General features: G+C 44.7%; 18 protein-coding genes and 1 riboswitch. Of the genes, 4 read left to right on the top strand and 14 right to left on the bottom strand.

Annotated features, from left to right (window positions below):
• Nucleotides 1-72 precede the first annotated feature (72 nt).
• The 12 genes from C4S39_RS07735 to C4S39_RS07680 all read right to left on the bottom strand — a co-directional run bounded on the left by C4S39_RS07735 (nt 73) and on the right by C4S39_RS07680 (nt 12,946).
• Nucleotides 73-690, bottom strand: a complete 618-nt coding sequence (locus C4S39_RS07735) for a Maf family protein (protein WP_103966452.1) — start codon at nt 688-690, stop codon at nt 73-75.
• Between the two features lie 107 nt (nt 691-797).
• Complete coding sequence (rlmH, locus tag C4S39_RS07730; RefSeq protein WP_103966451.1) at nt 798-1,268, bottom strand: 23S rRNA (pseudouridine(1915)-N(3))-methyltransferase RlmH; 471 nt, start codon at nt 1,266-1,268, stop codon at nt 798-800.
• Nucleotides 1,269-1,280: 12 nt separating this feature from the next.
• Nucleotides 1,281-1,628, bottom strand: a complete 348-nt coding sequence (gene rsfS, locus C4S39_RS07725) for a ribosome silencing factor (RefSeq protein WP_103966450.1) — start codon at nt 1,626-1,628, stop codon at nt 1,281-1,283.
• Nucleotides 1,625-2,311 carry a nicotinate-nucleotide adenylyltransferase gene (nadD, locus tag C4S39_RS07720; protein ID WP_258039347.1) on the bottom strand — a complete coding sequence of 229 codons (687 nt, stop codon included), beginning with the start codon at nt 2,309-2,311 and terminating at the stop codon, nt 1,625-1,627. Before nadD ends, rsfS begins: the two co-directional genes overlap by 4 nt.
• Before the next feature lie 19 nt (nt 2,312-2,330).
• The gene (gene aceF / locus C4S39_RS07715; protein WP_103966449.1) at nt 2,331-3,641 is read right to left on the bottom strand and encodes a dihydrolipoyllysine-residue acetyltransferase; all 1,311 of its coding nucleotides are present in this window, start codon (nt 3,639-3,641) and stop codon (nt 2,331-2,333) included.
• An 84-nt stretch (nt 3,642-3,725) separates the two neighbouring features.
• Nucleotides 3,726-6,386, bottom strand: a complete 2,661-nt coding sequence (aceE, locus tag C4S39_RS07710; protein ID WP_103966514.1) for a pyruvate dehydrogenase (acetyl-transferring), homodimeric type — start codon at nt 6,384-6,386, stop codon at nt 3,726-3,728.
• Between the two features lie 33 nt (nt 6,387-6,419).
• On the bottom strand, nt 6,420-7,286 hold the full coding sequence (gene folD, locus C4S39_RS07705; RefSeq protein WP_103966448.1) for a bifunctional methylenetetrahydrofolate dehydrogenase/methenyltetrahydrofolate cyclohydrolase FolD: 867 nt from the start codon (nt 7,284-7,286) through the stop codon (nt 6,420-6,422).
• Between the two features lie 92 nt (nt 7,287-7,378).
• Nucleotides 7,379-8,068 carry a hypothetical protein gene (locus C4S39_RS07700; protein ID WP_103966447.1) on the bottom strand — a complete coding sequence of 230 codons (690 nt, stop codon included), beginning with the start codon at nt 8,066-8,068 and terminating at the stop codon, nt 7,379-7,381.
• Between the two features lie 167 nt (nt 8,069-8,235).
• Complete coding sequence (gene metF / locus C4S39_RS07695; protein WP_103966446.1) at nt 8,236-9,096, bottom strand: methylenetetrahydrofolate reductase [NAD(P)H]; 861 nt, start codon at nt 9,094-9,096, stop codon at nt 8,236-8,238.
• Between the two features lie 137 nt (nt 9,097-9,233).
• Entirely contained in the window at nt 9,234-10,667 is a 1,434-nt protein-coding gene (gene ahcY, locus C4S39_RS07690) for an adenosylhomocysteinase (RefSeq protein WP_103966445.1), read from the bottom strand.
• Between the two features lie 16 nt (nt 10,668-10,683).
• A riboswitch (S-adenosyl-L-homocysteine riboswitch) is annotated at nt 10,684-10,761 on the bottom strand.
• 55 nt (nt 10,762-10,816) lie between these two features.
• Nucleotides 10,817-11,980 (bottom strand): methionine adenosyltransferase, encoded by a 1,164-nt coding sequence (metK, locus tag C4S39_RS07685; RefSeq protein ID WP_103966444.1) that lies wholly within the window; start codon nt 11,978-11,980, stop codon nt 10,817-10,819.
• Nucleotides 11,981-12,253: 273 nt separating this feature from the next.
• Entirely contained in the window at nt 12,254-12,946 is a 693-nt protein-coding gene (locus tag C4S39_RS07680; RefSeq protein ID WP_103966443.1) for an alpha/beta hydrolase, read from the bottom strand.
• A 102-nt stretch (nt 12,947-13,048) separates the two neighbouring features.
• On the opposite strand from C4S39_RS07680, the gene C4S39_RS07675 reads away from it, so the two are divergent.
• Nucleotides 13,049-14,164, top strand: a complete 1,116-nt coding sequence (locus C4S39_RS07675) for a transglutaminase-like domain-containing protein (protein ID WP_103966442.1) — start codon at nt 13,049-13,051, stop codon at nt 14,162-14,164.
• Nucleotides 14,165-14,229: 65 nt separating this feature from the next.
• Here C4S39_RS07675 and C4S39_RS07670 read toward each other — a convergent pair whose 3' ends face one another.
• Both C4S39_RS07670 and C4S39_RS07665 read right to left on the bottom strand, forming a co-directional pair.
• On the bottom strand, nt 14,230-15,249 hold the full coding sequence (locus tag C4S39_RS07670) for a M14 family metallopeptidase (protein WP_103966441.1): 1,020 nt from the start codon (nt 15,247-15,249) through the stop codon (nt 14,230-14,232).
• Between the two features lie 2 nt (nt 15,250-15,251).
• Nucleotides 15,252-16,676 carry a glutamate--cysteine ligase gene (locus C4S39_RS07665; protein WP_103966440.1) on the bottom strand — a complete coding sequence of 475 codons (1,425 nt, stop codon included), beginning with the start codon at nt 16,674-16,676 and terminating at the stop codon, nt 15,252-15,254.
• A gap of 343 nt (nt 16,677-17,019) precedes the next feature.
• On the opposite strand from C4S39_RS07665, the gene C4S39_RS07660 reads away from it, so the two are divergent.
• The 3 genes from C4S39_RS07660 to C4S39_RS07645 all read left to right on the top strand — a co-directional run bounded on the left by C4S39_RS07660 (nt 17,020) and on the right by C4S39_RS07645 (nt 20,153).
• Nucleotides 17,020-18,735, top strand: a complete 1,716-nt coding sequence (locus tag C4S39_RS07660) for a PQQ-dependent sugar dehydrogenase (protein ID WP_103966439.1) — start codon at nt 17,020-17,022, stop codon at nt 18,733-18,735.
• 420 nt (nt 18,736-19,155) lie between these two features.
• Nucleotides 19,156-19,284 (top strand): hypothetical protein, encoded by a 129-nt coding sequence (locus C4S39_RS15770; RefSeq protein WP_258039346.1) that lies wholly within the window; start codon nt 19,156-19,158, stop codon nt 19,282-19,284.
• 167 nt (nt 19,285-19,451) lie between these two features.
• Nucleotides 19,452-20,153 (top strand): hypothetical protein, encoded by a 702-nt coding sequence (locus tag C4S39_RS07645; protein ID WP_103966437.1) that lies wholly within the window; start codon nt 19,452-19,454, stop codon nt 20,151-20,153.
• The last annotated feature ends 92 nt before the right edge of the window (nt 20,154-20,245 follow it).

Below are 20,245 nucleotides of genomic sequence, written 5' to 3'. Positions count from 1 at the left end.
ATTCTAAAGCCAGAGATCGTTACAGCATTCCTCGCAAAATATCGCAGGATAAATTCAATCCTGGCATTTCAACTATACAACCTGTATGCCAGTTTCCTCTAGCAATTGTATGGTTTCATACAGCGGCAAGCCCATAATTCCACTATAGCTCCCTGATATTTCAGCAATAAATGCGGCCGCCATACCCTGAATTGCATAAGCGCCCGCTTTGTCCAGAACATTATTGTTTTCCAGGTATCGGTGTATTTCCTGCTCGGTAATTTCACGAAATCGTACGGTTGAAGTCGATAGCTTTACTTGAATATTATCTCTGATTCCAACACTGATAGCGGTTAATACCTGATGTGACCGCCCGGATAAAGTTTTTAGCATATCAGTTGCGTGCATTTTATCTCTGGGTTTACCCAATATGGTGCCGTCAATCGTAACAATCGTATCTGCGGCCAGGACAGGCAATACCGGCAGCCGACGTTGCAATAGCCTTTTCCAGCTTTCGCTAGCTTTATACTGTGTAATCCGGTAAATATAATCAGTAGGCGCTTCATTTTCAAATGACTGTTCATCGATATCGATAGCGCGGCCTAAGGCTTCGCGCATCATCAGAAGATTAAATCGCACGCCAACCTGTCTTAATAATTCACGTCTTCTAGGGCTTCTTGAGGCAAGATATATTTGGTTCTCTGGAAACATTTCAGTCAATATGGTTTTAATCAGTAAACGCAGAATTCGATATCAATAACAGTTTACTCATCGTATCTAAAATGCAGCAGAAAAGTGAGTGAATGCATTCTCGTTTTTCAATCCCTGTGGTAAGGATGCTTTTTTATAATTGATATGGCTCGATAGAGTTGCTCTGCCAGCACTACACGGGCAAGCCCATGGGGCAGCGTAAACTTCGATACAGCGATCAATTCGTTGGCAGTGTGTTTGATATCACCATGCAAACCATCTGCTCCCCCAATAACAAAGGCGATCGCATCGCCGCTATCCATCCATCCTTGCATTTCATTGGCAAATCGTTTCGTTGTCCATTGTTGACCACTTTCATCCAAGACCTGAATCCGGCAATGATGCGGCAGAACTGCACGAATACGGTGAGATTCTGCCAAAAGAAGCTGTTCAACCGGTTTTCCGGCAACACGTTTTTCCGGCTTTATTTCAATCAAATTCACCGATATTTCCCGCGGTATGCGTTTGATATATTCAAGATAACCCGTATTGACCCAGTCTGGTATCTTATGCCCGACCGCGAGTATAAAACATTTCATAATCTGAAGAAATCATGCATGATCCGGTGAAGATTCATTCCTCTCGCACCATAACGCTTTTAAATTGTAGTATTCGCGAACTGCCGGTAGCATGATGTGCACGATCACATCACCCAAGTCAACCAGAAGCCAGTCACCTGATTGCTCTCCTTCCACACTGAAAACATTTCCTCCAGCAGCTTTCACCTTTTCTTGCACATTGCTTGCCAGAGACTTTGTCTGGCGCGTTGAATCCGCGCTGGCAATAATGATGTATTCAAACATCGAAGTTATTTTTGTGACATTGATTACATCGATATCGTGCGCTTTAATTTCCTCCAGTGCATCGATTATGACCGTAATAAGCTTTTCAGAATTCATAAATTTCCAGTGTATAACCGATTGGTTTGAATATAATCAATGACATTCTCAGGTAATAAATAGCGTATGCTTTTATTGTTTTTTATCAATGATCGTATATGCGACGCCGAAATTTCCAGTAATGATGTCCGGGCGGTATAAATAAAACCATTGGATTGTGATTCGAGATCGCTCGCATAGGTGACAGAACGAGACAAAAATTCCTTTTTTATTTCTGGAGATAACGCCTTGTTCTTGCCAATCGGAACATAACCCGGGCGGACAACCAAAATGATATGGCACAAAGCAAATAACTCCTTCCATTCCACCCAGTGATCTATTTTAACAAACGCATCAATCCCCAGGATAAAACAAAGTGCCGCATGATCACCAAGTTCGCACCTGAACTCACGTAGCGATTGAATCGTTGTGCTAATGCCGGGACGATTAACTTCACGTTCGTCAAGAGAAAACCTGGTGTTGTCTTGAATGGCCAAACGCACCATGGCTGAACGGTGGCCTCTCGATGCAGCCGGAGCAACCCGCAATCGAGGCACGCCTGAAGGAATAAAAAGAATACGCTTCAAACCGGCATTATCGAGCAATTCTTCAGCGATACGTAGGTGACCATAATGAATAGGATCAAATGTACCGCCATAGATCCCGGTTAGAGGAAACTTATCGATAATTCCCCCCTTTCTCAATCTAAAGATTTAGGATACATCATAGTAAAGCAAGCCGCATATCTGTTAACACCCCTGACAAATGTACAGTGAAACGCGCTGCAGTGGCGCCATCAATGACGCGATGATCGTAGGAAAGCGACAGGGGGAGTATTAAACGCGGAACAAACTGGTGATCTTGATAAACCGGCTTAATATCGGCCTTTGAAATTCCCAGAATAGCGACTTCGGGGGCATTGATAATAGGTGTAAATGCTGTTCCGCCAATTCCACCCAAGCTTGATATGGTAAAACTGGCGCCTTGCATATCGGTGGGTTTCAGTTTGCCTTCGCGCGCCAATGAAGATAACCGGGTTAGTTCTTCGGCAATCGCAATAACTCCTTTCTGATCCACGTCTTTGATTACGGGCACAACTAGTCCATTGACCGTATCCACTGCGAAGCCGATATGATAATAATGCTTGATGATTAAACTGGCCTCGCTTCCTGTACGATTATCGAGTGATGCATTAAATTCCGGAAATTTCTTTAATGATGAGATCAATGCCTTTAGCACAAATGCCAGCAAAGTCAATTTCACCTTATTGTTATTCTGATTCTCGTTGGATTTCTTTCGCAACGCTTCCAAATCAGTAATATCCGCCTCATCGAACTGGGTTACGTGTGGAATCATTACCCAGTTGCGATGTAAATTGGCGCCAGAGATTTGTTTAATCCGTGTCAGGCTTCTTGACTCAATGGAGCCGTATTTAGCGAAATTGACTTCAGGCCATGGCGGTAAATCAAATACCGTTCCTGAATTTCTATTTTCAGATTTCGATAATTCCACTTTTACATAGGCTTGCACATCTTCTTTCAGGATACGCTGTTTAGGACCACTTCCTGTGACTAGCTCCAGATTAACGCCCAGCTCCCGTGCAAAGCGGCGAATCGATGGACTGGCATGCGCCCTGGAAGAAATATCGTCTCTAGTGGATATCGGTTGTGGCGTGTTTTGCGCTGACTGAACATTATTCGGTTTGACCTCAACCTCAGGCGTAACTTCGACAACATTCTTGTGGGCATTTTCTTCTGCTGCGGCTTGAGGCGGTGGTTCAATTTGGGTATCGCCAGAATCTTCGATGGTTAAGATTGCCGTGCCCTCCGATACTTTATCCCCGGATTTGACAAGAATTTCCTTGATCAGACCACTGAAAGGCGATGGAATCTCGATTGCGGCCTTGTCGGATTCCAATGTAATAAGCGAATCCTCTGCTTTAACAGCATCGCCCGCTTTAACCAGGATCTCAATCACAGGCACATCTTTGAAATCCCCGATATCCGGAATAAAGACTTTTCTTAATTCAGCCACATGTTTTCCTCAAATTGCTCCACTAGAAAGAAATAATGATGCAAGTATTTCTTCTTAAACGATTAATGCTATTTTCCTGCAAATCTAGCTTATTGCAGGATTCGGCTTCTCAGGGTCAATACCGTATTTTTGTATCGCATCCGCAACCTGTTGATGTGGAATTTTTCCTTCTTCCGCCAATGCCTTAAGTGCTGCAACGGTAATATAGAAGCGGTCGACCTCAAAAAAACGGCGCAATTTCTCGCGCGTATCGGAGCGTCCAAAACCATCCGTTCCGAGAACATAATATCGTCCTGGAATAAATTCACGGATTTGATCGGCATAAATTTTCATATAATCGGTTGCAGCAACTACCGGTCCTATGTGTCCTTTAAGGCAATTTTGTACATGAGACAGTTTAGCCGGTTGCGTAGGATGCAACATATTCCAACGCATAACCCCCAGCGCCTCACGCCTCAATTCATTGAAGCTGGTGACGCTCCAGATAGCCGCGCTAACATTATATTCTTGCTTAAGTATTTCGGCAGCTGCAATCACCTCGCGCAATATTGTTCCCGCCCCTAGTAACTGAACGTGCGGCTCTTTGCTGTTCTTACTTCCTGGTTTAAACAGATACATTCCTTGCAGAATGTCTCTTTCAGCGCCAGCGGGCATTCCAGGATGAGAGTAGTTTTCATTCATTACCGTAATATAATAATAAATGTCCTCTTGTTCCTGATACATCCGGCGCAATCCATCCTGGATAATAACAGCCAGCTCATAGGCAAATGCCGGATCATACGATACGCAATTTGGAATCGTTGATGCAACGATATGACTATGTCCATCTTCATGCTGCAGCCCTTCACCATTCAATGTTGTACGACCCGCCGTCCCTCCCAGCAAAAAACCACGGCAACGCATGTCCCCTGCTGCCCAAGCTAAATCACCGATACGCTGAAAACCAAACATGGAATAAAAAATAAAGAATGGAATCATCTGAATTCCATGGGTACTATAAGCTGTCGCAGCCGCTATCCAGGATGACATCGCTCCCGCCTCGTTAATGCCTTCCTGAAGAATCTGCCCATTCTTGTCTTCTTTGTAGTACATCAATTGATCAGCATCTTGCGGCGTGTACAATTGACCTACCGAAGACCAGATCCCCAGTTGCCGGAACATACCTTCCATTCCAAATGTGCGCGACTCATCGGCGACTATGGGGACGATATGCTTATTAATTTTTTTGTCCTTGACCAGAAGACTCAGAATGCGTACATAAGCCATGGTAGTTGACGACTCATGCCCCTCTGCGCTGGCTTTCAATAACGCTTCAAAAGCAGACAATGGCGGCACCTGCAATGGCTGCGCCTTGGTTGCACGGCGATGAAAAGCCCCCCCCAGTGCTTTACGCCGCTCTTTCATGTAGGTAAATTCCGGAGAATCTTTGGCAAAAGTCAGATAAGGCACTTCGTCTATCTTGTCATCCGGAATATCCAAACCAAAACGGTTACGAAATGCCTTTAACGAGGTGGTTCCCATTTTTTTCTGCTGATGTGTAATGTTCTGTGCTTCTCCGGCCTCCCCCATACCATATCCCTTAATGGTTTTAGCGAGTATCACCGTAGGTTGACCAGTATGTTTTACCGCCGCTGCATAAGCCGCAAATACTTTATAAGGATCGTGCCCACCCCGGTTTAACCGCCAGATATCGTCATCCGACATATTGGCAACCATTTCCAATAATTCAGGGTACTTTCCAAAAAAGTGCTCACGCACATATGCCCCGTCTCTCGATTTAAAGTTCTGATATTCGCCATCCACGCATTCCATCATGCGTTTCTGCAATAACCCTTTAGTATCTTTAGCTAATAAGGGGTCCCAATAGGATCCCCAAATCACTTTGATCACATTCCATCCGGCACCCCGGAAAGCACCTTCCAACTCCTGGATGATTTTTCCATTTCCTCGTACTGGACCATCCAGACGCTGAAGATTACAGTTCACTACAAAAATGAGATTATCCAAATTTTCACGCGATGCCAGTGAAATTGCACCGAGCGACTCAGGCTCGTCCATTTCGCCATCACCCATGAATGCCCATATTTTCCGCCCTTCGGTGTTGACCATTCCCCGGCTGCCGAGATATTTCATGAATCGCGCTTGATAAATCGCCATTAACGGCCCCAATCCCATTGAAACCGTTGGGAATTTCCAGAAAGTAGGCATTAGCCAGGGATGCGGATAAGAAGACAAGCCATTCCCGTCCGTTTCTTGACGAAAATTATCCAATTGATCCTGGCTTAATTCTTCCCACAAGAATGCATACGCATAAATACCCGGGGAGGAATGTCCTTGCACATAAACCAAATCTCCGCCGTGAGTTTCGCTCGGCGCATGCCAGAAATGATTGTAACCAACATCATAGAGGGTTGCTGCGGATGCAAAACTTGCTATGTGCCCACCAACATTAGTTTCTTTATTAGCACGCAATACCATCGCCATGGCGTTCCAACGAACATACGAACGAACTTTGTGTTCGATTGCGTTATTACCCGGTGAACGTGCTTCTTTACCTGTAGGAATCGTGTTGATATAAGCGGTTCTGGCGCTATAAGGTAAATAAGCACCCGAACGACGCGCTTTTTCAATCAATTTTTCCAACAAAAAATGGGCGCGTTCTCCACCGGAACTGGCAATCACTGAATCCAGTGCATCCAACCACTCTTGCGTTTCCTGCGGATCAATATCAGGTTGTAATTCCATTTCCAAGGGCACTTTCAAAGATTATTAATTGACTTAAAACTGCTTAACGCTGGCTTGGGCTCGCTCTGCGGCCAGGATGGTATTGCATAGCAACATGGTAATTGTCATGGGCCCCACGCCGCCAGGAACTGGCGTAATATAACTGGCAACCTCTTTGACGGATTCAAAATCGACGTCGCCACAGAGCCTGCCGTCCGGTAATCGATTAATACCCACATCGACGACCACAGCCCCTGGTTTTACCATTTTAGCAGTAATCATGCGTGGCTTTCCTGTTGCAACTACCAGAATATCGGCGCTCCTGGTAAATTGCGATAAGTCAGCTGTTTTCGAAGTACAGATAGTAACCGTAGCTCCTTGCTCTAACAACATGAATGCCATTGGTTTCCCAACAATATTACTGCGCCCGACCACTACGCCATGCTGGCCTTCTATTGGAATATGGTTTCTTTCCAGCATCACCATTACACCATAGGGAGTGCAGGGTGAAAAGACCGTGTTCCCGGTAACCAATGCCCCTACGTTATACAGATGAAAACCATCCACATCCTTCTCACTGGCAATAGAAGTTATAACACAATTATTCTCAAAATGCGCCGGGAGCGGCAGCTGCACTAAAATACCATGAATATGCGAATTCTCATTGAGCGATTGAATGCAATCCAGCACTTCATCTTGTGTTGCATGCTCTGGAAAGCTATGTACCTCCGAATAAATGCCAATATCGCTACAGGCCTTGATTTTATTCCTGACATAAATTGCAGATGCCGCATTATTGCCGACGATAATCACGGCCAGACCTGGTTTGATGCCTGACTGGGCCAGCTTGTCAGCACGGGCTTTCCATTCAGAACGCACCAACTCAGCTATTTTCTTGCCATCAAGAATTTGAGCGCTCATCTAATTTCAACAGCCAATTTGGTTCATTACGGTGAATTTAACGCTTTATATTGAAAAACCTAAAGCAGGTTATTAATACCTCTGCTCTACAATTAATGGGCTTGTTTTGCCTTTCTAATTTTTGTACGGTATATAAAGATACCGATCAAGAATACCGGTATCACAAAAAGCGCCGCTGCAATAAGTCCCGCCGCAAGAATCGCAATCGTACTATTTCCTGGCATGAATAAGGTTACGAACCAAATGACCAGAAAGGCTATGAGCAAGCCGCCATAAAGCATTATTTTTCGGCCGCGGTCATACAATCGCCAGAAAGCGCCAGAAACCTGCATATCGTCAACATAATGATCAAATATTTCAGCCAAACTATTGTCACCCATTTCAGATTCATAACCAATGGCCACTGCCAAGGCATTGTGATCATCTTCCAGTTTGGACATCTTCCTCAGAAAATCGATGCGTTTGAGCGCCTTCTGTTTATGCAGCCCGTCTTGAATTAACATCCCTAGTAAAGCTGCAAACGCCAATTCACGCGCACCCTCCACATTCCCCAGATTTTCTGCAAATTTCCACATCGCGCCGAACAAGTACAGTTGAATTGTCATTTCGTAAAATTCTGGCGCAAAATCATAATTCTTACTTGCGATCAGCTCAAGCTGTGCAGCCTTTACTTCTCTGGCATGTGCGATACATGCATCCACAGTCGGAATATCTGAAGCCATGGTTTCTGACACTGGTTGGTCCACAATTGCCTTGTCGGCAGTGGTATTTTTCTCTTTCATCTCATAACCCCGTGCTTTTTTATTTTAATCAAAACATTGATGTCTATTATATACCGGCTTGCACGATCAGGAAAAAGATCATGCCGAAACACTACTGATGCAAAATCCACGCCTGCTTCTCCGGGGAAGCATTTGATCATGGGCAAAATCGGGTAAAGGCGTGTTAATTATTGAACATATTCTTGAAGATTAAGCCGTTGCCAAATGACAGAGGTTAGGTTGGCTGAATTTAATGTATAAAAATGTAACCCGGGTGCGCCGGCTTTTAATAAACGCTCGCAGAGATCCGTTACCACATCCAAACCGAACGCCTGGATGGATGCGCTATCATCGCTATACCCTTCCAGTTTTTTGCGGATCCATCGGGGAATTTCAGCACCGCAAGTATCTGAAAATCTGACAAGCTGAGAAAATTTGTTAATCGGCATGATTCCAGGCACTATCGGAATATTCAAACCCGCTGATTCGCAAGAATCAACGAAATGAAAATAGGCCTCGGTGTTATAAAAATACTGGGTAATTGCCGAATTTGCACCCGTTTCAATTTTACGCTTAAAATTCTCAAAATCCGCTTGTGCGGATCTGGCTTGCGGGTGGTATTCCGGGTATGCAGCCACCTCAATATGAAATGACGAACCAAATTCTTTGCGGATGAAAGCGACCAGTTCGCTGGCATAACGAAACTCTCCAGCTTGCGCCATACCCGACGGCAGATCGCCACGTAAGGCAACAATGCGCCGGATGCCTATCTCATAATATTTTTCCAGAATGATGCGAATGTTTTGTTGCGTTGATCCGATGCAAGATAAATGAGGCGCAACCACATGCTTTTCCGATTGAATTTCAAGTACCGTCTCAAACGTTCGCTCACGAGTCGATCCACCCGCACCGAAAGTTACAGAAAAAAATTTGGGATTAAATTGGGCCAGCTGCTGGCGCGTAAACCTTAATTTTTCGATACCCTGCGGGGTTTGCGGTGGGAAAAGCTCAAAACTGAAAGTCGGAGAAAATTTTTTCTGTGAGTCCATCGATGCAAATCTTTAGATTATAAGATGATCACCATTGATACCGATCGTTATTATTCTGATTTTGACAGGATTCTATCAATCAGAGAGGAACAATCGAATCAAAAAAATTCAATTGTTCCTCTCAATATCTTAAATGATTAGTATCGATACATCTCTGGCTTATACGGGCCATCCTTATCCAAGCCCAAATACTTCGCCTGCTCATCCGTTAGTTCTGTAAGTTTTACTCCAAGCTTTCCTATATGCAATCGCGCAACTTTTTCATCCAATCGTTTCGGCAAAACATAAACATTCTTTGGGTAATTCGCCCCATTCTGCCATAACTCCATTTGCGCTAATACCTGATTAGTAAATGAACTGGACATAACAAAAGAAGGATGTCCAGTAGCGCACCCCAAATTGACCAATCTACCTTGCGCTAACACAATGATCCGCCGCCCCGTCGGAAAAATGACATGATCAACTTGCGGCTTGATATTCTCCCATTGATATTTCTGAATGGAAGCGATGTCGATCTCCGAATCAAAATGGCCAATATTGCAGATTATCGCCTGATCTTTCATTTTTACCATATGATCATGCGTGATCACGCGCAAATTTCCCGTTGCAGTCACAAAAATATCCGCTTGCTCACAGGCATCGTTCATCGTAACGACGCGATAACCCTCCATTGCCGCTTGTAAGGCACAAATCGGATCAATCTCGGTGATCCATACTGTTGCACCCAAACCACGCAGCGATTGTGCACACCCTTTGCCGACATCTCCATAACCGCAAACCACGGCGATTTTCCCGGCAATCATTACATCCGTTGCGCGCTTGATTCCGTCAACCAAAGACTCTCTGCAACCGTAAAGATTATCAAATTTTGATTTGGTGACAGAATCGTTCACATTAAATGCCGGAAACGGCAACTCGCCGTTCTTATGCATTTCGTATAATCGGTGCACGCCGGTCGTGGTTTCTTCCGTCACCCCCCGTATTCTGGCAAGATTCGTTGAGTACCAATTAGGTTGTGAAGCCAATTTGTTTTTAATCGAAGCGAACAAAGCGATTTCTTCTTCGTTATTCGGATTTGCAATTACTGTAGGATCTTTCTCGGCTTTTGCGCCCAGAATGAGCAACAATGTGGCATCACCACCGTCATCCAGGATCATATTGGCACCCTGCGATTGCCCATCAACCGACCACTCAAAGATCTGATGCGCATATTCCCAATAGTCATCCAGAGATTCACCTTTATAGGCAAATACTGGAATATTTCTGGCGGCAATGGCGGCAGCGGCATGATCCTGAGTGGAAAAAATATTACAGGATGCCCAGCGCACTTCCGCACCCAACGCTACCAATGTTTCGATCAATACAGCGGTTTGAATTGTCATATGCAAAGAACCTGCAATGCATGCGCCTGCCAGTGGTTTCTGATTGGCATACTCTTTGCGTAACGCCATTAAGCCGGGCATTTCCGTCTCGGCAATCGCAATTTCTTTACGCCCCCATTCCGCCAATGAAATGTCGGTAATTTTATAATCGGCAAAGGAATTACCGTCGGAATCAAGCACAGCGTTCATAATTATCTCCTAAAAATATGAACGAGCGCCGTTGTAACTATACCCGCTCATGATGAGCCTCACGGAACAAACCGTTGCAGCGCTCCTCACCACAGGGGGAAAATCTATTTAAGACCTATTAATCAATAGGGAAGAGAACATAACTAAATTTATAACCCGGCATCAATACGTAATTGAGCGGCTTTATCCGTGGCTTCCCAGGTAAATTCGGGGAATTCACGGCCAAAATGCCCATAAGCCGCGGTCTTTGCGTAAATTGGACGCAGCAGATGGAGCGAATGGATAATACCGCGAGGACGCAAATCAAAATGCTTTTCTATCAATTGCACAATCTTTTCATCCGCAATCTTGCCCGTACCAAATGTATTGACCATTAACGAAACAGGCCGCGCGACACCGATAGCATAGGCGACCTGCACTTCACATTTACTGGCAATTCCGGCAGCCACGATATTCTTTGCGACATACCGCCCGGCATAAGTTGCTGACCGATCCACTTTGGACGGATCCTTCCCGGAAAAAGCGCCGCCGCCGTGAGGTGCCGAGCCGCCATAACTATCCACAATGATTTTTCGTCCGGTCAATCCGCAATCCCCCATCGGGCCACCCACTACAAAACGTCCGGTTGGATTGACCAAATACTTGATCTGCTTACTGATCAATTCAGACGGCAATACCGGTTTGATAATTTCTTCAATCACTGCCTCAGTCAATGCCTGGTATGAAACATCCGGATCATGCTGAGTTGAAATTACGACCGTTTCAATACTCTGGGGCTTCCCATCATGATATCTTACAGATACTTGCGATTTAGCATCCGGGCGCAACCACGCCAATTGCCCTTTTTTTCTTAGCTCTGCTTGACGTTCAACCAAACGATGTGCATAAAAAATAGGCATCGGCATTAATTGCGGGGTTTCATCGCAAGCAAATCCAAACATCAAACCTTGATCGCCTGCGCCTTGTTCCATTTCTTCTTCTTTTGACCGATTGACCCCTTGAGCAATATCCGGAGATTGTTTGTTAAAGGCGGTCAAAACCGCACAAGTTGTGGAATCAAAGCCTATGTTTGAACTGGTATAACCGATATTCTTGACCGTCTCACGGGCAATAATATTATAATCCACGGAAGCATGCGTTGTTATCTCACCCGATAATACAATTAAGCCGGTACTGCATAGCGTTTCACACGCAACCCGGGCATTAGCATCCTGACTTAGAATCGCATCCAGCACAGCATCTGAAATTTGATCGGCAACCTTATCAGGATGCCCTTCAGAAACAGATTCAGACGTAAAAAGATATTCGCTCATATTTATAATAATTAAAAATTTTGAAAAATAGTGAAATGTTTCTTGAGTAAAATGGATAATTGAAGAACTGCCTGCATTATCGATACAACGTTAGAAACGATCACAAGATACACGCATTTATCAAATCCTCATACCCGCTCTTGTTGAATATCGATTTTCCTGAAAATATTTTTCAACAACCTGCCAAGTATACCTGATTGCACTCTTGGATTCAGTCAGTCACAATGACAATCCGGGTGTGGTTTTACTAGCGCAATAAAGCTTAGCTTTGAGCTATATTCCGACACTATCATTCATGGTTCGCTGGAGCCAATCGCTGATATCAGCTATTTCCTGTCCACACACGGAGTGCGTCATTGGATACTCATGCCATTCGATTCGATAATCAGCGGCAAACAACTTTTCTCTCGAAACCACGGCGTTTGCGATAGGGATTACCGTATCAAAACTGCCATGCGCCATAAATATCGGTATCGCAGCATTCATTGCATTGACCTCTGCTGCAAAAGTTTCGGCAAGCGGCAAATAGCATGATAAAGCAACAACTCCACCCAGCCGCAAAGGATGACGCAGCCCAACATGCAATGCCAGAGCCCCTCCTTGAGAAAATCCCGCCAAGAAAATATTTTTTGCTGGCATTCCACGCTGCATTTCCCTTTCAATCAAAGCAGTTATCGCAACCTGTGAACTGCGGATACCTGATTCATCTTGATGATCATTAAAATCAGAAGAAAAAATATCATACCAGGCACGCATAATGTATCCATTATTGATGCTGATTGGGCGCTCGGGTGCATGTGGAAAAACAAATCGAGTCGGCTTTCCGGCTGATAGCTCTAGTTCATTGACAATGGGTACAAAGTCGTTCCCATCGGCACCCAATCCATGTAACCAAATAATGGCGTAGACTGGATTAGGAGCTGTTTCAATTTCAACGGCGGGTAAAAATTTAGTTGTTGTCATCATATATAGCCATAACCCTCATCACGTTGACATAATAAATTGATAGGATAAAATCTGTTCAACTTAAATTTAAGTATTAGAAAATACAAAGTACAAAGGAAGGCTATGAGACGCAGAGACTTTATAAAACTATTCGGCACCAGTGCTTTGTCCCTTTCTGCTTCACCTTCTATCGCGACGCGATTACTATCTTCCGATCACAGTAACTGGACCAGTTATCGTATAACTTACCAAGTTGCTCTTCCGGCTCATGGTAAATCCGCACACTTATGGCTTCCGTTGCCCGACGGCAATGACGCTGACACTATTTTCCAATTTACTCAAGGTAACAACTGGCATGGCAATGCGACTAAAGCTTCATTCTCTACCTTAGGTAAAGACCCATTCCCTATTTTTAAAGCCGAATGGCACGGTAAAGAACCAAGCGATCGGCGGCATGTCACAGTCAACTGCATTATCAAAACCATTCATCATGCCATTGATCCGACGCTTTATCCGGAAAATAAAAACCAGGCATTGCCCAATAGTATCAGGAATTATATTAATCCGACCCAGTTGAAGCCAACCAATGGCATTGTGCGCGAAACCGCGCACGCAATCATCAAGGAGAAAAATGCCTCTACGCCATTGGAACAAGCGAGAGCTATCTACGACTGGATTATCAATAATACACAATATGATGAAAATACTCGTGGACGCGGTGAAGGAAATGTCACATATATGCTTGAAAATAACGAGTTAAGCGGCAAATGTGTTGATCTCAATTCATTGTTGGTTGCACTTCTAAAAGCAGCCGGTATTCCGGCAAGAAACCAGTATGGTATTCGCATCAACGATTCGGATTTGCATCAGAGTATCGGACAATACGGCGATATCAGTCAATCTCAGCATTGCCGTGCAGAATTCTTTCTGGCAGGGCGAGGCTGGATACCGGTCAATCCGTCCGATGTCCTGCAAGTATTAAAATTGGGCGGCCTGACGCTGGATGATGCAAAAATCATCCAGCTCAGAGAAAAATTCTTTGGCGCTTGGGAAATGAATTGGCTGACATTTAATCATGCCGAAGATATAGCGATAAACCCCAATAGTTCCCGCAAATTCCCTTTCTTCATGTATCCTCATGCAGAAATTGATGGAAATTCACTGGATAATCTCGATCCTGAGAATTTTTCATACAAAATCATTTCTGCGGAGCTTGTTGGAACGGGTATCAAGTTCTAGATAATTTATCATCACTTATTGCTGGCATTCGATCTCGATGATCAGATCCCGCAACAGAAATCACATCAAATTTCAGTGGATAGCGTTTCCAAACGTTCCATCAAATAACACAAGCAATCCTGGCGGATGATCCTGGTGTTCCGCGTAAGCATAGCGGGCATGACAGGACGCCGGGTTATTAACTCTCCTGCTTTAATCTCAAAATAATAATTGCTGATATCGTGATCAGTTGCGTTGCGAGTGCAAAGTGGTATTAGACTTTCATTCGCCACACGTCCCAATCGGGTGCCTGTCTTTAATTCGCGGAAATTGTATTGATCAATGCACTCTTCCAAACACAAATCCGACGAACCAGCGCCAATGCTTAAACTCACCGCCTCCGGCACGGTAACTACAGCGACACTACGAAATAAATCGAGGTCGTGTTTGGCCACAGGATGCGTTGGAAAATTGGATAGATGCAATGCACCATCGACAAAAACTGCGGCATGATCCACTCCACTTTTCCCCCCGGGTTTTCCACACTCTAAGGTCACGGCAGGGCAAAGACCGGCAAAGGCTTCGGATTGCACGCCCTTAGGAGAAGTGAAATATACAACAATGCGTGAAAACATAGTAGCCAAGTGCAGAAAAGCATTATCCAAGCGATTAATACAAGCATAGTGGGGATTTAATCCGCTGTTATTATGGATATCTATACTCGCAAATACGCCGCGTTGCGCCATTATTTCAGTCACCTTTCGCGTCATGTGATGTTCCGGAACCATATCATCGCTTCCTGCTGACCAGATCCGGTTATAGTCCAATTGTCTTTCCAGGCGCCGTACGCCTTGGCGCGCAGCGTCAACATTGCCAACAAAAAGCGAAAGTGCGCGTGGCAATGCGGCATTTTGATATTTCTTCAATACTTCCTGTACCGCTTTTAAACCGGTATCTTCATTGCCATGAAGCAAAACAGATACAAATAATGGCGCATCCCGGCGCCCAGGAAGGTGAATCAAGGTGGGGCCGGCTAAAACTGTATGCAGATCTGTAGCTTCAACTTGCAGCAAGCCATCCGGTAAATTTTCCAATTCGGTCAGCATGCTTATATTTCCCACTCATACACGGGCGCGCCGCTACGCTGTTTTTCAAGATAAGCGGCTACAAGTTGTAGATTATTCGCCTGGTGTTTCTCACGGTAAGCCCGCTGCCAAACGGCACCAGTCTGGCCAGACTGAACGCGCATTTCGATAATACCCAGATAATGATCAATATCTACCTTGTTAATTTTAAGATCTTTTAGGCCCTGTCGTGCCATAGGTAAAATTTCTTCTAGAAACAATGTCTTTGCATCAATTACACTCTCATCCCACCACACCATCCGGGCATGCAATCCTTCGCGTGCCGCAGCATAAAAATTATTGCGCGCCTGCTCAAAACTGAGCCTGGATTCAGGGGCATCGCCCATATCTGCAAGGAAACGAACCAAGCCAAAATATAAAGCTGCATTTGCCACCATATCGACAATAGTCGGACCGGAGGGTAATACACGCTGTTCAATCCGCAAATGCGGAGTACCATCATGATCGAAACCAATCAAAGGTCTGATCCAGCGCCAGATGGTTCCATTGTGCAATCTAAGGTGTTCAAACTGCTGTGGCGGAGTATCCATTAACGTAGGAAGCAAGACCGGGTGGGTTGCGATGTTGTGTGCAAAGCACTCAAACAAGGATTCTCGCGCGTAGCCTTGCCCAAAGCTGACACGATGATTTTCCAAATTTGCTTCATCCACGATTTCTACCGACTGCTCAAACAATGGCACGCGTGTTTCATCCCATAGATCGGTATCAAACAAGAAAGGAGAATTTCCTGACGCCGCCAGCAAAGGCCCTGCTGCTATGATCGAGGCATTGAAGTAACGAACCGCGTCGCGTTGAGCGCTTTGTAAGTGAATCTGAAACGATGTTGCAGCAGCTTCCATCATCACATCCGGATGATTGATATCCAGATTTTCACGCCCCTGAATGCGGATACGAAGTGGCCGGCCAATCCGCTGCATTACCACTTGTTCGTTTAACGCACGATAACGTTTGAGATCGGACATATTGCTGAGACAAAGATCCTTTTGCCGCACAGTGGGCAAGATCCCAATCATCATTAGCACGCTATCCATTTCGTGCGCAGCTTCCTGGCATTGCAACCAGTTCTGGTTTAATTCCTTGGAGATTGCCATCAACACATCCCCCCTTAACGGCAAAGGAATCCCATTGAGTTCCGCATTGAAACATGAAAGCTCCGGCACCACCAGAGGATTGTTAAGGCGAGTCAAAAAAGCTTGGTTAATCGGAGACGGAAAATAATTGTGATCAATCAGCCAGAACTCCAGTTCATATCCGCAAACTTCACCAATATCCGAAAAGCATCTTTTTGTTAGCTGGGTTTGCAACAATTCCGCTTCATTAAGTAAACGGCGATTATATTCTTTAAAGGCCTGTTCATTAAAATGCGTTTGGTTAATTTCTTGTCCCATATGTGGAATCTATAAAAGGGTGAAAATCCATCGGGTACCAATACCAGCAAGATGACGATTTCATCACCTGAAGGCAATGTAGCAAAGATTATCAATCAGGTCAAAAACGGTCACTTTATTGTAATTCCGCTTGATAACCGAAGCTTCCATAGTTCTAATCCGTGATAGCTTCTAACAATTACATCATTGCAGCTGTAGGCTCTTACCTGATCGCGATAGCTTCTCAGTAACAATCATTTTCTTTTATAATAAAACTGCTGTTTTCATATTAACCTAAAGGCATTCGAAAAATGACTATTTAAAAAACATGTAAGACCGAATTCCACTCACGGGAGGTCTCAAAATGAAACTCCATTATTCAGTATTAACTTTATTGTTGCTGGGTATCGCAACCGACGGATTAGCAATCAATGCAATTCAAAATACTGCTGAAGCTTCTGTAAATTCTGCAGGAAATCGTGTAGACGACCCTATCCCGGAGCCGATTCAGAAAGGTTCCATTCGCTTACGATTGAAACAAATTGCGGCCGGTTTGACTGCACCCAACTGGGCGGTTCCCATTCCTGGTGCGACGGAACATTTATACGTCAGCGATCAAGATCGTAAATTATGGCGTATCGATCTGACTACAAACAACAAAGAAATTCTTATCGATTTCTTTTCTTCGAATCAAGTACCGCTGGGAGCATTTGGCGACGAATCCTACGATGAACGCGGTTTTCTTGGTTTTGCATTTCATCCTCAGTACACCGACAATGGATTGTTTTATACTTATGATTCAGAAATTGCAATTAATACTAGCGATTTTTTCACCATCCCTCCAGACGCCACTGCCGATCATCGTTCTGTCATTGCCGAGTGGCGATTCGTCTCTCCCAGTTTAAATGATCCTCCAGCAGCAATAGAGCGGGTTCGAGATTTGCTGACCATTGATCAGCCCCAATTCAATCATAATGGCGGAGCGCTGAATTTTGGTCCGGATGGTATGTTATATATTGCGCTTGGCGATGGCGGCGGAGCCGACGATCGTGATGGGCAGAATTCCATGATCGGTCACGGTGTTGACGGTAACGGGCAAAATCCTGGCAATCCCTTGGGCAGCTTACTCAGAATCGATCCATTAGGTAATAATTCAAGTAATGGAAAGTACGGCATACCGGCTGATAATCCTTTTGTAGGCTCGAGTGCCATACTGCCGGAAACTTATGCTTATGGCTTTCGCAATCCATTCCGATTTTCTTTCGATTCGCAGACGGGTGCACTGGTGCTTGCCGATGTCGGGCAAAACGATATTGAAGAAGTTAACCTGATCCAATCCGGAGGAAATTATGGCTGGGGATTGAAAGAAGGCAGTTTTCGTTTTGAACCTAATGGTAACGACCCTGGATTTGTAACTGATGGCACTGTTGCAGGGAACTTCATCGATCCGGTGATTCAATATGATCATGACGAAGGCATCGCCATTATTGGCGGGTTTGTCTATCGTGGTAATGCTATCCCGGCATTACAAGGGAAATATGTATTTGGCGATACCGCCAGAACCGGTAATGCCGATGGCCGGATTTTTTATTCCGATGGTAGTGAAATTCTTGAATTAGACTTGGCCGATCGTGATCAACCTGGTTTCTGGATACTTGGCTTCGGGCAAGATGGCGATGGCGAACTTTATGTACTTGGCAACACTACAGGCACGCCATTTGGAACCACCGGCGCGGTATACAAACTGGTTCCCAATGCCAGCTTTGAAGGTAATTTACTTGAAATACCAGCAGTCAAAGTCACATTAACGAGTGGAGAGAATACTATTTATCACGCTCGTTTGCAGCATCTTCCGGGAAGCGATCCAATGCGTTTTGAACTGATGGATGCTGAGACATTAGCCGATCGTTTTCGCGATGACAGCGCCACCTTCGATCAATCTACTGGCGCCCTGAATCTTTCTTTTATTAATGTTGCGGATACCAACGGACAAATATTCACCTATTCCGTTGAGCTGCAGCAAGTACCGGAGCTGTCAAACCTGACATTCGAACTCAAGCAATTTGAACGAGTTAAGTAAAAATAACTATGCTATCCCATTAATGAGAGAACAAGTACTGCAGCTCGATTCTGCCTTAATTGGTATAACAAGTTTCAGCATAACCTGTTGAACGATAAATTAGAATATGGCTATGATTCATTGTCATACAATCTTTTTTCAAATACTAAAACTTGGTACCGAGATATAAAATTAAATCACCTCTAGCAGAGCCGGAGACTTATTACAAAAAACTATAGCTGGTGTAGTACTGACAATATTCAAGGCATTTTACAGTTTGCAACCAAACAGACAGGACCGCGCTATCATTACGGCATGAATCAGCTTCAAGTTCGGCAAGCCCGGAGAACAGTGCAAATCCAATCAGATGAGGAATAACCATAAAAACGACATTAATTACAGGCGCAAACTGCGGCATCGGATTCGAATTTGTAGGGTAATATGCCGCGAATAGTGGCGCGTTTTTATATCTACCGTTCCAGCAAGTCGACAGTCAATATTGCGATGAAAAGTCTGGCTATTGATTTAAATTCACATCAAATTAACGCCGAGCTGCTGCACGCCGGATAGGTCAAGACCGACATGAGAGGACTAGGTACGTTGATATCCACGGCTTGAAATTGGAAGACTCAGGGAAGTTTTATGCATTTGACGAGCAGATCGTGCCGCAGTGATTTGATTACAAGTGGCAACGTGAAAGATGCAAGCTCGATATATTTAATTTTTAGCAAGAACTTATGCCCCTAAGCGCAACAGACCAGAAAAATCAAAATGATTTAAAAAACGAGCTGCAGAATGATCCGAAGAAGCACTCCAAACTAGAGAAATTGGCAGCAGCTCTAATAAGTCGGTTTCTCGGTGTACCGATTTCGGTCGCAAAATCTGGCTTTCAACATGGCGGTGATGCCGGTCCAACAGGTCGTCAAGGACGACGTTTCCGGTTGGAATGTAAGAAGTACAGCGATACCACTAGTCTGAGTGGCCGGGAATTACTAGGTGAAATAGACCAAGCACTGGCTCGAGACATTGCATTAGAAGCGTGGTTTCTTATTGCAACTCGCAATGTTCCTGAGCAACTCCGGCAAGAACTTATGCAAAAAGGTGAGAAAGAAGGAGTGCCGGTAGAAATCATTGATTGGGAAGACCACGAACTAGCACCTCTTGCAGCACTATGTGCTTTTGCACCTGATTTAGTTGAAGCAGAATTCTCGAAAGAGGCTGGAACATTGGCATACGCACTTCAACCAGTCTCAACCGATGCGATTGAGATGTTACGGCGCAATCTACAGTCTTGGTACCTTGGTTTTGAGGCATTACGAAGCCGATCGCACGAGGAGCTAGGAAAAATTTGGAATTCGCCTCGTGAATCAAAGGCCAAGCTTGGACAAGACGTAGCCGGTGGTGCTCACACAAAGAGAATCAGACGCAGTGCAGTCTGAACCGCCCCGATTTTTCCGGAGACTCGTTAGTTTGAGTCAAGCTGTGATGCCTGACACTTTCAGTTGCGAATAATACGCTCTTTCCAACTCTG

It is taken from the genome of Nitrosomonas ureae, assembly GCF_900108305.1.
Taxonomy (GTDB): domain Bacteria; phylum Pseudomonadota; class Gammaproteobacteria; order Burkholderiales; family Nitrosomonadaceae; genus Nitrosomonas; species Nitrosomonas ureae_B.
The sequence above is the reverse complement of the archived record's forward strand: the minus strand, read 5'-3'. Positions and strand labels throughout refer to the sequence as shown.

Coding starts and splice junctions, on each gene's coding strand:
- C4S39_RS07735 (WP_103966452.1), bottom strand. CDS start 690: ATGTTTCCAGAGAACCAAATATATCTTGCCTCAAGAAGCCCTAGAAGA.
- rlmH (WP_103966451.1), bottom strand. CDS start 1,268: ATGAAATGTTTTATACTCGCGGTCGGGCATAAGATACCAGACTGGGTC.
- rsfS (WP_103966450.1), bottom strand. CDS start 1,628: ATGAATTCTGAAAAGCTTATTACGGTCATAATCGATGCACTGGAGGAA.
- aceE (WP_103966514.1), bottom strand. CDS start 6,386: ATGGAATTACAACCTGATATTGATCCGCAGGAAACGCAAGAGTGGTTG.
- folD (WP_103966448.1), bottom strand. CDS start 7,286: ATGAGCGCTCAAATTCTTGATGGCAAGAAAATAGCTGAGTTGGTGCGT.
- C4S39_RS07700 (WP_103966447.1), bottom strand. CDS start 8,068: ATGAAAGAGAAAAATACCACTGCCGACAAGGCAATTGTGGACCAACCA.
- metF (WP_103966446.1), bottom strand. CDS start 9,096: ATGGACTCACAGAAAAAATTTTCTCCGACTTTCAGTTTTGAGCTTTTC.
- ahcY (WP_103966445.1), bottom strand. CDS start 10,667: ATGAACGCTGTGCTTGATTCCGACGGTAATTCCTTTGCCGATTATAAA.
- metK (WP_103966444.1), bottom strand. CDS start 11,980: ATGAGCGAATATCTTTTTACGTCTGAATCTGTTTCTGAAGGGCATCCT.
- C4S39_RS07680 (WP_103966443.1), bottom strand. CDS start 12,946: ATGATGACAACAACTAAATTTTTACCCGCCGTTGAAATTGAAACAGCT.
- C4S39_RS07675 (WP_103966442.1), top strand. CDS start 13,049: ATGAGACGCAGAGACTTTATAAAACTATTCGGCACCAGTGCTTTGTCC.
- C4S39_RS07670 (WP_103966441.1), bottom strand. CDS start 15,249: ATGCTGACCGAATTGGAAAATTTACCGGATGGCTTGCTGCAAGTTGAA.
- C4S39_RS07665 (WP_103966440.1), bottom strand. CDS start 16,676: ATGGGACAAGAAATTAACCAAACGCATTTTAATGAACAGGCCTTTAAA.
- C4S39_RS07660 (WP_103966439.1), top strand. CDS start 17,020: ATGAAACTCCATTATTCAGTATTAACTTTATTGTTGCTGGGTATCGCA.
- C4S39_RS15770 (WP_258039346.1), top strand. CDS start 19,156: ATGCCGCGAATAGTGGCGCGTTTTTATATCTACCGTTCCAGCAAGTCG.
- C4S39_RS07645 (WP_103966437.1), top strand. CDS start 19,452: ATGCCCCTAAGCGCAACAGACCAGAAAAATCAAAATGATTTAAAAAAC.